Annotated in this window: 13 protein-coding genes; 10 read left to right on the top strand and 3 right to left on the bottom strand. The window is 72.0% G+C overall.

What is annotated here, in order from left to right:
* The first annotated feature begins 24 nt into the window (after nucleotides 1-24).
* The 9 genes from AB0N17_RS13415 to AB0N17_RS13375 all read left to right on the top strand — a co-directional run bounded on the left by AB0N17_RS13415 (nucleotide 25) and on the right by AB0N17_RS13375 (nucleotide 8,380).
* Nucleotides 25-1,149 (top strand): PfkB family carbohydrate kinase, encoded by a 1,125-nt coding sequence (locus tag AB0N17_RS13415; protein ID WP_366011481.1) that lies wholly within the window; start codon nucleotides 25-27, stop codon nucleotides 1,147-1,149.
* Nucleotides 1,150-1,291: 142 nt separating this feature from the next.
* Nucleotides 1,292-2,371 carry a PhoH family protein gene (locus AB0N17_RS13410; protein WP_366011394.1) on the top strand — a complete coding sequence of 360 codons (1,080 nt, stop codon included), beginning with the start codon at nucleotides 1,292-1,294 and terminating at the stop codon, nucleotides 2,369-2,371.
* A gap of 12 nt (nucleotides 2,372-2,383) precedes the next feature.
* Nucleotides 2,384-2,881 carry an rRNA maturation RNase YbeY gene (ybeY, locus tag AB0N17_RS13405; RefSeq protein ID WP_366011393.1) on the top strand — a complete coding sequence of 166 codons (498 nt, stop codon included), beginning with the start codon at nucleotides 2,384-2,386 and terminating at the stop codon, nucleotides 2,879-2,881.
* A 9-nt stretch (nucleotides 2,882-2,890) separates the two neighbouring features.
* Nucleotides 2,891-4,192 (top strand): hemolysin family protein, encoded by a 1,302-nt coding sequence (locus tag AB0N17_RS13400; protein WP_366011392.1) that lies wholly within the window; start codon nucleotides 2,891-2,893, stop codon nucleotides 4,190-4,192.
* Nucleotides 4,189-4,548, top strand: coding sequence for an MmcQ/YjbR family DNA-binding protein (locus AB0N17_RS13395; RefSeq protein WP_366011391.1), 360 nt, complete (start codon nucleotides 4,189-4,191; stop codon nucleotides 4,546-4,548). The genes AB0N17_RS13400 and AB0N17_RS13395 overlap by 4 nt, the downstream gene beginning before the upstream one ends.
* Nucleotides 4,549-4,721: 173 nt before the next feature.
* Nucleotides 4,722-5,075, top strand: coding sequence for a cytidine deaminase (locus tag AB0N17_RS13390; protein ID WP_366011390.1), 354 nt, complete (start codon nucleotides 4,722-4,724; stop codon nucleotides 5,073-5,075).
* Between the two features lie 194 nt (nucleotides 5,076-5,269).
* Complete coding sequence (locus AB0N17_RS13385) at nucleotides 5,270-5,746, top strand: hypothetical protein (RefSeq protein ID WP_366011389.1); 477 nt, start codon at nucleotides 5,270-5,272, stop codon at nucleotides 5,744-5,746.
* A 173-nt stretch (nucleotides 5,747-5,919) separates the two neighbouring features.
* Nucleotides 5,920-7,257, top strand: a complete 1,338-nt coding sequence (locus AB0N17_RS13380; RefSeq protein ID WP_366011388.1) for a beta-xylosidase — start codon at nucleotides 5,920-5,922, stop codon at nucleotides 7,255-7,257.
* A 112-nt stretch (nucleotides 7,258-7,369) separates the two neighbouring features.
* Nucleotides 7,370-8,380, top strand: a complete 1,011-nt coding sequence (locus AB0N17_RS13375) for a DUF916 domain-containing protein (protein WP_366011387.1) — start codon at nucleotides 7,370-7,372, stop codon at nucleotides 8,378-8,380.
* Here AB0N17_RS13375 and AB0N17_RS13370 read toward each other — a convergent pair.
* Entirely contained in the window at nucleotides 8,274-8,612 is a 339-nt protein-coding gene (locus AB0N17_RS13370) for a P-II family nitrogen regulator (RefSeq protein ID WP_366011385.1), read from the bottom strand. The two genes, AB0N17_RS13375 and AB0N17_RS13370, sit on opposite strands and share 107 nt — an antisense overlap.
* Nucleotides 8,609-9,919 carry an ammonium transporter gene (locus tag AB0N17_RS13365; protein ID WP_366011383.1) on the bottom strand — a complete coding sequence of 437 codons (1,311 nt, stop codon included), beginning with the start codon at nucleotides 9,917-9,919 and terminating at the stop codon, nucleotides 8,609-8,611. Before AB0N17_RS13365 ends, AB0N17_RS13370 begins: the two co-directional genes overlap by 4 nt.
* A 150-nt stretch (nucleotides 9,920-10,069) precedes the next feature.
* On the opposite strand from AB0N17_RS13365, the gene era reads away from it, so the two are divergent.
* Nucleotides 10,070-11,023, top strand: a complete 954-nt coding sequence (gene era, locus AB0N17_RS13360; RefSeq protein WP_366011382.1) for a GTPase Era — start codon at nucleotides 10,070-10,072, stop codon at nucleotides 11,021-11,023.
* 6 nt (nucleotides 11,024-11,029) lie between these two features.
* Here the strand turns inward: era and AB0N17_RS13355 are convergent, their stop codons facing one another.
* Nucleotides 11,030-11,878, bottom strand: coding sequence for a helix-turn-helix transcriptional regulator (locus AB0N17_RS13355; protein ID WP_366011381.1), 849 nt, complete (start codon nucleotides 11,876-11,878; stop codon nucleotides 11,030-11,032).
* Nucleotides 11,879-11,909 lie beyond the last annotated feature (31 nt).

The raw sequence follows: 11,909 nt of genomic DNA, 5'->3' as shown, positions 1-11,909 counted from the left end.
CGCACCGTGACCCCGTCACACACGATCACCGGAGAGGAACCGGAACACCTCACCCAGGCAGCGCGCCGTCAGGCCCAGATCGACCCGCTGGCCGCGCTGCGCGCCCCCGGTGATCCCCCCTGGGACGTGTACCTGACCGGCACGGTCTTCCTCGACATCATCTTCACGGGCCTGGAGTCGGCCCCCGTGCGGGGCACCGAGTCCTGGGCCCGGGGCATGGGCTCCAGCCCCGGCGGGGTCGCCAACATGGCCGCCGCGCTGGCCCGGCTGGGCCTGCGCACGTCCCTCGCCGCGGCCTTCGGCGACGACCACTACGGCGAGTACTGCTGGGACGCCCTCGAACAGGGCGAGGGCATCGACCTGTCGCCCTCGCGGACCGTGCCCGGCTGGCACTCCCCGGTGACCGTGTCCATGGCCTACGAGGGCGAGCGGACCATGGTGTCCCACGGCCACGAGCCGCCGCCGGAGGAGCCGGCGCCCGACTGCCCGCCCCCCGCGCGGGCCGCCGTCGCCTCCCTCACCCCGGGACGCCGGGCGCCCTGGATCGCCCAGGCCGCCCGGGAGGGGACCCGGATCTTCGCCGACGTCGGCTGGGACGACACCGGGGCCTGGGACCTGTCGGGGCTGGCCGACCTGGAGCACTGCGAGGCGTTCCTGCCCAACGCGGCGGAGGCGATGCGGTACACCGGCTCCGACGGCCCGCGGGCCGCCGCGCACGCGCTGACCGAGTACGTGCCGGTGGCCGTGGTGACGCTGGGCTCGGAGGGGGCCTACGCGGTGGACCGGCGCACCGGGGAGGCCGCCGAGGTGCCCGCGATCGCCGTGGAGGCGCTGGACCCGACGGGGGCCGGGGACGTGTTCGTCGCCGGGTTCGTGACGGGGTCCCTGGCGGGGTGGCCGCTGGCCGACCGGCTGGCCTTCGCCGGGCTCACGGCCGCGCTGTCGGTGCAGGAGTTCGGGGGGTCCCTGTCCGCGCCGGGGTGGTCGGAGATCGGGGCGTGGTGGCGGCGGGTGCAGTCCCTTCCGGGGCAGGACCCGAAGGCGCTGGAGAGGTACGCGTTCCTCGAGGGGCTGGTGCCGGAGCGGCTGGACCGGCCCTGGCCGCTGCGGCGGGCGGTGCCGACGATCGGGTTCGGCCGGTCCGGCTGACCGGACGGGCGTCCGGGGCCGGGTGACGGCCTTCGAAAACTCCTACGGTCTTGTCAGCCCCCCGTCGTACCCTGGAACCGCGAGGCCGCCCTCAGCCATGCGGCCGTGACGAGGAGGAAGCGCAGGCCTTAAGCGCCGGCCCATGACACAGACACCCACAGCTCAGACCCCCGCGCAGGAGCAGGCGAGAGCGCAATTGACCGTCCCCGCCCAGCACCCCATGGTGACCGTGCTGGGGTCCGGCGACTCCCTCCTGCGTGTGATCGAGAGGGCCTTCCCGGCGGCCGACATCCATGTCCGGGGCAATGAGATCAGCGCGGTCGGCGACCCTGCGGACGTCGCCCTCATTTCGCGCGTGTTCGACGAGATGATGCTGGTGCTCCGCACCGGGCAGCCGATGACGGAGGACGCAGTGGAACGCTCGATCGCCATGCTCAAGTCGAGCGAGAACGGGACGAGCGACGGGCCGGAGACCCCGGCCGAGGTGCTGACGCAGAACATCCTGTCCTCGCGGGGCCGCACGATCCGCCCGAAGACCCTCAACCAGAAGCGGTACGTCGACGCGATCGACAAGCACACGATCGTCTTCGGCATCGGCCCCGCCGGTACCGGCAAGACCTACCTGGCCATGGCCAAGGCCGTCCAGGCCCTGCAGTCCAAGCAGGTCAACCGGATCATCCTGACCCGTCCCGCGGTCGAGGCGGGGGAGCGGCTCGGCTTCCTGCCCGGCACCCTCTACGAGAAGATCGACCCCTACCTGCGCCCGCTGTACGACGCGCTGCACGACATGCTCGACCCCGACTCCATCCCGCGGCTCATGGCCGCCGGGACCATCGAGGTCGCGCCGCTCGCCTACATGCGCGGACGCACGCTCAACGACGCCTTCATCATCCTGGACGAGGCCCAGAACACGAGCCCCGAACAGATGAAGATGTTCCTCACCCGCCTCGGCTTCGACTCGAAGATCGTGATCACCGGTGACGTGACGCAGGTCGACCTGCCGAACGGCACCAAGAGCGGTCTGCGGCAGGTGCAGGAGATCCTGGAGGGCGTCGAGGACGTCCACTTCTCCCGGCTGTCGTCCCACGATGTCGTACGGCACAAGCTGGTGGGCCGTATCGTCGACGCGTACGAGTTGTACGACAGCCAGCACGGCACGGAGAACGGCACCCACAAGGGCGGCCGTGGCAGGACCGGCGCCAAGGCTCCCAAGGGGAAGTAGACCAGCACGACCATGTCGATCGACGTCAACAACGAGTCCGGCACCGAGGTCGACGAGCAGGCGATCCTCGACATCGCCCGCTACGCGCTCGCGCGGATGCGCATCCACCCGCTCTCCGAGCTCTCGGTGATCGTCGTGGACGCCGACGCCATGGAGCAGCTGCACATCCAGTGGATGGACCTGCCGGGCCCGACCGATGTCATGTCCTTCCCGATGGACGAGCTGCGTCCGCCGTCGAAGGACGACGACGAGCCGCCGCAGGGGCTGCTCGGCGACATCGTGCTGTGCCCGGAGGTCGCCACCAGGCAGGGGGCGGAGGCGCCCACGCAGCACTCCATGGACGAGGAGCTCCAGCTGCTCACCGTCCACGGCGTGCTGCACCTGCTCGGGTACGACCACGAGGAGCCCGACGAGAAGGCCGAGATGTTCGGGCTGCAGGCCGCCATCGTGGACGGATGGCGCGGTGAGCGCGGGCTGACCGGGCCGTCCCCGGCGCCGACCGTCTCGTAAGCGGGCCGTATGTCTCCGCAGATCGTGATCGGCGCGATCGCGCTGGTCGTCGTCGCCTGGCTCGCCGCCTGCGCGGAGGCGGGCCTGGCCCGGGTCTCCAGCTTCCGTGCCGAGGAGGCGGTGAAGTCCGGCCGCCGCGGCGGCGCCAGGCTCGCCCAGATCGCCGCCGACCCCACCCGCTACCTGAACGTGGCCCTGCTGGTCCGCGTCGCCTGCGAGATGGCCGCCGCGGCCCTGGTGACGTACGCCTGCCTGCAGGAGTTCGACACCACCTGGCAGGCGCTGCTGGTCGCCATCGGGGTCATGGTCCTGGTGTCGTACGTCGCCGTGGGCGTGTCGCCGCGCACCATCGGCCGGCAGCACCCGCTGAACACGGCGACCGCGGCCGCGTACGTGCTGCTGCCGCTCGCCCGGATCATGGGGCCGATCCCGTCGCTGCTGATCCTCATCGGCAACGCGCTGACCCCCGGCAAGGGCTTCCGGCGCGGTCCGTTCGCCTCCGAGGCCGAGCTGCGCGCGCTCGTCGACCTCGCCGAGAAGGAGTCGCTGATCGAGGACGAGGAGCGCCGCATGGTGCACTCGGTCTTCGAGCTGGGCGACACCCTGGTGCGCGAGGTCATGGTGCCGCGGACCGACCTCGTCGTCATCGAGCGGTACAAGACCATCCGGCAGGCGCTGACGCTGGCCCTGCGTTCGGGCTTCTCCCGGATCCCGGTGACCGGCGAGAGCGAGGACGACATCGTCGGCATCGTGTACCTGAAGGACCTGGTCCGCAGGACGCACATCAGCCGGGAGGCGGAGAGCGACCTGGTGTCGACCGTGATGCGGCCCGCCGTCTTCGTGCCCGACACCAAGAACGCAGGTGACCTGCTGCGCGAGATGCAGAAGGAGCGCAACCACGTCGCCGTCGTCATCGACGAGTACGGCGGCACCGCCGGCATCGTCACCATCGAGGACATCCTCGAGGAGATCGTCGGCGAGATCACCGACGAGTACGACCGCGAACTCCCGCCCGTGGAGGAGCTCGGCGACGACCGCTTCCGGGTCACCGCCCGCCTCGACATCACGGACCTCGGCGAGCTGTACGGCCTGGAGGAGTACGACGACGAGGACGTGGAGACCGTCGGCGGACTGCTCGCCAAGGCCCTCGGCCGCGTCCCCATCGCGGGTGCGTCCGCCGAGGTCGAGCTGCCCGACGAGCGCAGGCTGAAGCTGACCGCGGAGGCCGCCGCCGGCCGCCGCAACAAGATCGTGACGGTCCTCGTCGAGCCCGTTCCGGCGCCCGTCGCCGAGGAGGCGAGGCCCGAGTGACGCCCGAGGCGCTGCGCGCGTTCTGCCTGTCCTTCAACGCGGCCGAGGAGGACTTCCCGTTCAACCCGGAGACCTCGGTCTTCAAGGTGCGGGGCAAGATGTTCGCCCTGACGAACCTGGGCGCGCGGCCCCTCACGGCCAACCTCAAGTGCGACCCGGAGGACGCGATCCGGCTCCGCACCGAGCACGAGGGGCTGGTCGTCCCCGGCTGGCACATGAACAAACGGCACTGGAACACCGTGACCGTCGACGGCGGGCTGCCGGACCGGCTGGTCCGCGAGCTGATCGAGGACTCGTACGACCTCGTCGTCGCCGGGCTGCCGAGGGCGGAGCGGCTGCGGCTGGACCGGCCGTGATCGAGTTGCGCTGGACCCGACGGGGACCGGGGACGTGATCGTCGCCGGGTTCGTGACGGGGTCCACTGAGCGGGACGCCGACCGACCCGGCGATCAGGGCCGCGGTGCCCCCGAGATCGTTCAGACCCTGGACTGAGCTCGGCGCGGCCCGGGCGGCTTCGTATGCTCTGGGCATGACCGACAGCAACGCGCTTGATCCCGAGGACCGCAAGATCGTCACCCTGGCCCGCTCGGCCCGGGTCCGCAACGGTGTGCCCGAGGGGGCGGCCGTGCGGGACGACACCGGGCGTACCTACGTCGCCGGGTCGGTGGAGCTGGCCTCGCTGAAGCTGAGTGCCCTGCGGACCGCGGTGGCGATGGCCGTGGCGTCCGGGGCGCGGTCGCTGGAGGCGGCGGCCGTGGTGAGCGAGGGGGAGTCGCTGGCCGCGGAGGACCTGGCCGCCGTCGCCGATCTCGGGGGCGCGGGGACGCCCGTGCTGCTGGCCGGGCCCGACGGTGAGGTCCGGGTCACCGCGTCCGCCGGGTGACCGAACGTAAGGTCGGCTGGATTTCAACCTTGTTGGGCGTGGGCTCCCGCGCATCAATGGACCCGTAACTCCCGACGGGCCGTCAGATCCGCACCGCCGGCGCAGCGTGCCGCACCCGCCTGCGCAGGCCTCTCTCTCGTCCGTCGGCGTCCCCCCACAGCGCACTCCCCACCAGGGAAGGGAAGCGGATCCCCATGAGAGGCACGCGCACGGCAACGGGTGCGGCGCTGGTCGCCGGGGCCCTCGCGGTCACCGGACTCACCTTCGCGCCCACCGCGGCCGCCGTCACCCCACAGTCGGCGACCATCACCGCGAGCTGCGGCATCTTCGGCGGCGGCACGGCCACGCTCACCGCCACCCAGAGCGGCACCTCGGCCACCATCACCCTCACCTCCTCCGCGATCAGCGCGCCCGTCGCGGTGGCCCAGGACTCCATCTCCTCCACGCTCACCCTGGCCAGGGCCGGCGGCGGCTCCGTCGTGTTCGGCGGTACGAAGAACCCGGCCATGAACACCGGCGACCCGGTCAGCGTCGGCCCGCTCCCCGGCACCGTCGCCTCCGGTGACAGCCTGGACGCCTACGGCGGCTCCCTGAAGATGGTGATCTTCGGGATCACCGTGACCTGCAAGGCGAGCGGCCCGCAGTCGCCCGGCCCCTTCGTCTTCGACTGACCGGCCTGAGCGATCTGTTCCGGTTCCGGCCGGAAGCCCCGTGGATGCCGCAGAATCTGATGATCCGTCAGATTTCTGCGGCATCTCCATTGACTTCTCACCCCTGCTCCACATCAATGCCCCCTGTCGGCGCAGATGAGCCGCTGCGCCCGCGACCCTCAGGAGGGGGCCCCATGGGTTCGACACCCCCACGTCCACGAAGATCCCGACGGTGGCGCTGGGCGTCGCTGTTCGGGGCGACCGCGCTCGCGGTCACCGCGGGCGGCGCGCTGGCCTGCCCGGCCGGTGCGGCCGGCACGAACGTGGACTTCGCCACGCACTGCATCCCGCCCGCCGTCGCGGGCATCCCGCCGATCGACGGCACCACGACCGCCGGTGTCTCGGTGGACAACGCCAGCCCGAAGGTCGGCGACACGGTCACCGTGACCTACACCGTGGTCACCGCCGCCGCGTCCAACCCCACGGACCTGGCCCTGCCCGCCGACATCATGACCCCGACCGGCAAGGTCACCCTCGGTGGCGCGCAGACGGGGGACGTGACGGTCACCGGGCCGAAGAAGAACCCGCCGGTGCCGGGGAAGGCGGCCTTCCCGTCCTTCTCCATGACCGGCACGTTCACCGTCACCAAGGCCGGGCAGATCACCCTCTCGCCCGGCGACTACAACATCCACACCAGCTACATCCTGGAGCTGGACACCCCCTGCACGGTCACCAACCCGCCCGCTCCGGTGTCGCAGACCGTCACCGCGACCTCCGGCACTCCTGCCAACACCCGGGCGATCTCGCTGAGTTCGGCCTCCGGTGACCCCGGCGCGAGCGTCACGGTCACCGGGACGAACTTCACGCCGGGCGCCACGGTCACGCTGGCCGGGCGGTCCGGGACCACCCAGACCGGCGACACGGCCAAGGCGACCGCCGACTCCAAGGGCTCCTTCAGCGGCTCCCTCGTCGTCAGCGACAAGACGACGACCGGGATCGTGGCCTACGAGGGCGGCTCCTGGAACGCGGACACGGGCGCGGGCCCCGCGGCCTACGTCGTCAACGACAACACCCCCGTCCCGCCGGGCAGCCAGAAGCTGACCACCACCGTCAAGGCGGGCACGCTGTCCATGACCCAGGCCGGGGACTCCGTCGCGCTGTCGGCGGTCGACTTCGGCAAGGGCGGCGCCTCCACCGGGAAGCTCCAGACCGTGACCGTGCAGGACTTCCGCGGCGGCCCCGCGGGCTGGTCCCTGACCGGCAAGGTCACCGACTTCACCGGCCCCGGCGGCAGGATCGACGCCGGGAAGCTGAGCTGGACCCCCGCCTGCGCGACCAAGGCGGGCAGCCCCAGCACCTGCAAGGCGGGTTCGGCGGGTGCCGTGGGCGGCACGGGGGCGACCCTCGCGTCGACCCCCGACTCCACGCTCACCGGCGGTGAGTTCACCGTCGACGCCGGGCTCTCCCTGGACGTGCCGGCGTTCACGCCCCCGGGCGCGTACTCCGGCGTGCTCACACTGACGCTCACCTGAGCGTGCGGGCGTCCGCACCCGCCCGTTCCCCGAACGCACGGGGCGTCCGCACCCGCCCGCTCCCCTGTCTCCCGTCCGTGCCCGTCCGCGCCGTCCGTGGGGGTCCGCACCCATGCGCAAGCTGTACGTCCTCCTCCTGGGTCTGCTGCTGGCAGCGCAGGCCGCGCCCGCGCACGCCGCCGACAACGGCAGCTGGTCCGTCTACCCGGTCGCGTCCCGGATCGCCGCCCGGCCCTACTTCTACCTCTCCGCCGGCCCCGGCCAGACCCTCACCGACGAGGTCGCCGTCCAGAACAGGACCGGCCGGCCGCTCACCTTCCGGCTCTACGCGGCCGACGCCTACAACACGCCCCGCGACGGCGGCTTCGCCGTGCGCACGCTGAAGGAGCGGATGCGCGGGGTGGGCGCCTGGGCGAGGCTCGCGAAGTCCCGGATCACCGTGCCCGGGCACAAGACCGTCACCGTGCCGTTCACCATGCGGGTCCCGCGGGGCGCCGAGCCCGGCGACCACCCGGGGGCGCTCGTCGCCCTCGACGAGCGGATCGACCCCGGCAGCGGCCGGCTCGCCCTCGGTGTCCAGCGGGCCGTCGGCGCCCGCGTCTACCTGCGGGTCGGCGGCCCCACGCTCCCCGCGCTCTCCGTCGGAAACGTGCACATCAGCCACCACCAGCCCCTGATCCCCGGCCTCGGCGGCAGCACGGCGACCGTCTCCTACACCCTGCGCAACAGCGGGAACGTCACCCTGGACCCGAAGGTGGAGCTGACGGCGCGCGGGCTGTTCGGCCGTACGCTGCTCGACCGCGAACTGACGCGGGTGCCCTCCGAGCTGCTGCCGGGGCAGTCGGTGCGGCTCACCGAGACCTGGCGCGGAGCGCCCCAGCTCGACCGGGCCGACGTCACGCTGACCGCGAGCGCGCCGGGTACCCGGCAGTCGGCGAGCGCCTCCTTCGTCGCGCTGCCGTGGGCGGTGGCCGCGCTGCTGTTCGCCGCGGGCCTGGTGACCGGGGTGCTGCTGGTCAGAGCGCGTCGGGGCCGCGCTCGCCGGTCCGTACCCGTACGACCGTCTCCACCGGCACGGACCACACCTTCCCGTCCCCGATCTTCCCCGTCTGCGCGGCCCTGACGATCGCGTCGATGACGGGGTCGGCGTCCGCGTCCTCCACCACGACCTCGATCCGCGCCTTCGGCACCAGGTCGACCCGGTACTCGGCCCCCCGGTACACCTCGGTGTGGCCGCGCTGCCGGCCGTAGCCGCTCGCCTCGGTCACGGTCAGACCCTGCACCCCCAGCTCCTGCAGGGCGGTCTTGACCTCGTCCAGACGGTACGGCTTGACGATCGCGGTGATGAGCTTCATGCCTGGCTCTTGACCTTCTGGGCAGAGGAAAGGACGGAGTGGGAGACCGGGGCGCCGTGGCCCAGCACCCCGTGATCGTAAGCCGTCTCGGCGTGCACCGTAAGGTCCAGTCCGGTGTGCTCCTGCTCCTCGCTCGCGCGGAAGCCCATCGCCTTGTCGATCAGCTTGCCCAGGCCGTACGTCACCGTGAAGGCGTACCCGGCCACGACCACCACGGCGAGCAGCTGCCGGCCGAGCGGGGCGAGCCCGCCGCCGTAGAACAGGCCCTCCGCGCCGCCGGTCATCGCCTTCTCGGCGAACAGGCCGATCAGCAGGGTGCCGATGACGCCGCCGACCAGGTGAACGCCGACGACGTCCAGGGAGTCGTCGTAGTTCAGCTTGAACTTCCAGCTCACGGCGTAGCTGCACACCACTCCGGCGGCGAGGCCGACGACGAGGGCGCCGAGCAGCGAGACCGTGCCGCAGGCCGGGGTGATCGCGACCAGGCCGGCGACCGCGCCCGAGGCGGCGCCCAGGGTGGTGGGGTGGCCGTCGCGCCGCTGCTCGACGAAGAGCCAGCCGAGCAGGCCCGTGCAGCCGGCGGCGAGCGTGTTGAGGAAGGCGGCGGCGGCCAGGCCGTTCGCGCCGAGGGCGCTGCCCGCGTTGAAGCCGAACCAGCCGAACCAGAGCAGACCGGCGCCCAGGACGACCATCGGCAGGTTGTGCGGCCGCATGGCGTCCTTCTTGAACCCGAGCCGCGGCCCGAGGACCAGGCACAGGGCGAGACCGGAGGCGCCGGAGGTGATCTCCACCGGCAGCCCGCCCGCGAAGTCGAGCGCGCCGAGCTTGTCGAGGATCCAGCCGCCCGGGCCCCACACCCAGTGGGTGACCGGAACGTATACGAGCAGGGCCCACACCGGGACGAAGACCAGCCAGGCCGGGAACCTGGCCCGGTCGGCGACGGCACCGCTGATCAGGGCGGCGGTGATGATCGCGAAGGTCAGCTGGAAGGTGGCGTAGAGGAGGGTGGGGACCGTGCCGTGCACGCTGTGGGGGCCGAGGCCGCTCATGCCCGCGTGACCGAGGCCGCCGATGAGGCCGCCGAACGCGTCGTCGCCGAAGGCCAGGGAGTAGCCGGCCGCCAGCCAGACCACCGTGACCAGGGCGATCGAGACGAAGCTCATCATCAGCATGTTGAGGACGCTCTTCGTGCGGACCATGCCGCCGTAGAACAGGGCGAGGCCCGGGGTCATCAGCAGGACGAGGGCGGTCGCGGCGAGCAGCCAGGCGGTGTCGCCGGTGTTCACGTGAGCGGCGGCGAGGGTCACGGGCGTCTCCAACGTGGGGGGGCTCGTCAGAGGGTCACCGGTGCGGGTTTCCGGTCGCGTACAGGTGTGTTTCCGTGACGTTTCATTGCCTGAGGGTTACCGGGACCTCACCGTGCGGCGGGGGTTCGTGGATCAGGGACAATGAACGGCATGAGCGTTCGCACCCAGTCATCCGAGACGCCGGCCGAGGCCGTCCACCGCGCCGGCTTCGCCTGCTTCGTGGGCCGGCCCAACGCGGGCAAGTCCACCCTCACGAACGCTCTGGTCGGGCAGAAGGTGGCGATCACCGCGAACCAGCCGCAGACGACGCGGCACACGGTCCGGGGCATCGTGCACCGGCCCGACGCCCAGCTGATCCTGGTGGACACCCCGGGGCTGCACAAGCCGCGCACCCTGCTCGGCGAGCGGCTCAACGACGTCGTGCGCACCACGTGGGCCGAGGTCGACGTGATCGGCTTCTGCCTGCCGGCGAACGAGAAGATCGGCCCCGGTGACCGCTTCATCGCCAAGGAGCTGGCGGGGATCAAGAAGTCCCCGAAGGTCGCCATCGTCACCAAGACCGATCTGGTCGACTCGAAGACCCTGGCCGAGCAGCTGATCGCGATCGACCAGCTGGGCAAGGAGCTGGGCATCGAGTGGGCGCAGATCGTCCCGGTGTCGGCGACCGCGAACAAGCAGGTCGACCTCCTGGCGGACCTGCTGATCCCGATGCTGCCCGAGGGCCCGGCCCTCTACCCCGAGGGCGACCTCACCGACGAGCCCGAGCAGGTCATGATCGCGGAGCTCATCCGTGAGGCCGCGCTGGAGGGCGTCCGCGACGAACTGCCGCACTCCATCGCGGTGGTCGTGGAGGAGATGCTCCCGCGCGAGGACCGCCCCGCCGACCGTCCCCTCCTCGACATCCACGCCAACGTCTACATCGAGCGCCCCAGCCAGAAGGGCATCATCATCGGCCCCAAGGGCAAGCGCCTGAAGGAGGTCGGCATCAAGTCCCGCAGGCAGATCGAGGCACTGCTTGGCACTCCCGTCTTCCTGGACCTGCACGTGAAGGTGGCGAAGGACTGGCAGCGGGACCCGAAGCAGCTGCGCAAGCTGGGGTTCTGACACCCTTCACGACCGCGACGGCGCGAGGTCCTGCGTCCCCACCACCCTCAGCAGTTGCAGTCTCTCGTGCGACTCCGTCCCCGGGCGGGCCGTGTGGATGACGAGGTGCTGGTGACGTTCGTGGGTCAGCAGGACCTCGCAGTCCAGTTCCAGCAGGCCCACCACGGGGTGCAGGAAGCGTTTCGTGGCGGGGCGGCGCAAAGAGACCTCGTGCGCGTCCCATAGCCGGTCGAACTCCTCGCTGGCCGAGCGGAGTTCGGCGACCAGGGAGACCGGCTCCGGGTCGTCGGGACGGGCCGCCGCCACCGCGCGGAGGTTGGCCACGTGGGCGTGGGCGTGCGCCGGCCGGTCCTCGGGCGGGAAGAGCGCGCGGGCCGTGGGGTCCAGGAAGAACCTCCGCGTCAGGTTCCGCTCCCGCGGCGGACGGGCGAGCGCGTCGCCGACCAGCGCCTTGGCCGGCGCGTTCTGCGCCAGTACCGTCCCGCAGTCCGTCACCACCTGCGCCGGGCAGTCGTACAGCCGGTCCAGCACCAGCAGCAGTCCCGGACGCACGTGTGCGGAGGCCGTGTCCCGCCGCGGGGGCTCCTCGCCCGCCAGATGGAAGAGATGGTCCCGCTCGTCGTCGGTCAGGCGCAGGGCGCGCGCCAGCGCCGTCAGCATCTGCCGGGACGGGCGCGGCCCCCGGCGCTGCTCCAGCCGCGTGTAGTAGTCGACCGACATGCCGGCCAGCGACGCCACCTCCTCCCGTCGCAGACCGGGGGTGCGGCGGCGGGCGCCGGGCGTCAGGCCCACGTCGGACGGGTCGAGGCGGGTGCGGCCACGGCGCAGGAAGTCCGCGAGTTCGGCTCGGTTCACCCCTCCAGGGTGCGGGAGACCGCGGGGCTTA

Origin of the sequence: Streptomyces sp. NPDC051133 (assembly GCF_040682635.1) — a bacterium.
Lineage (GTDB): Bacteria > Actinomycetota > Actinomycetes > Streptomycetales > Streptomycetaceae > Streptomyces.
The sequence above is the reverse complement of the archived record's forward strand: the minus strand, read 5'-3'. Positions and strand labels throughout refer to the sequence as shown.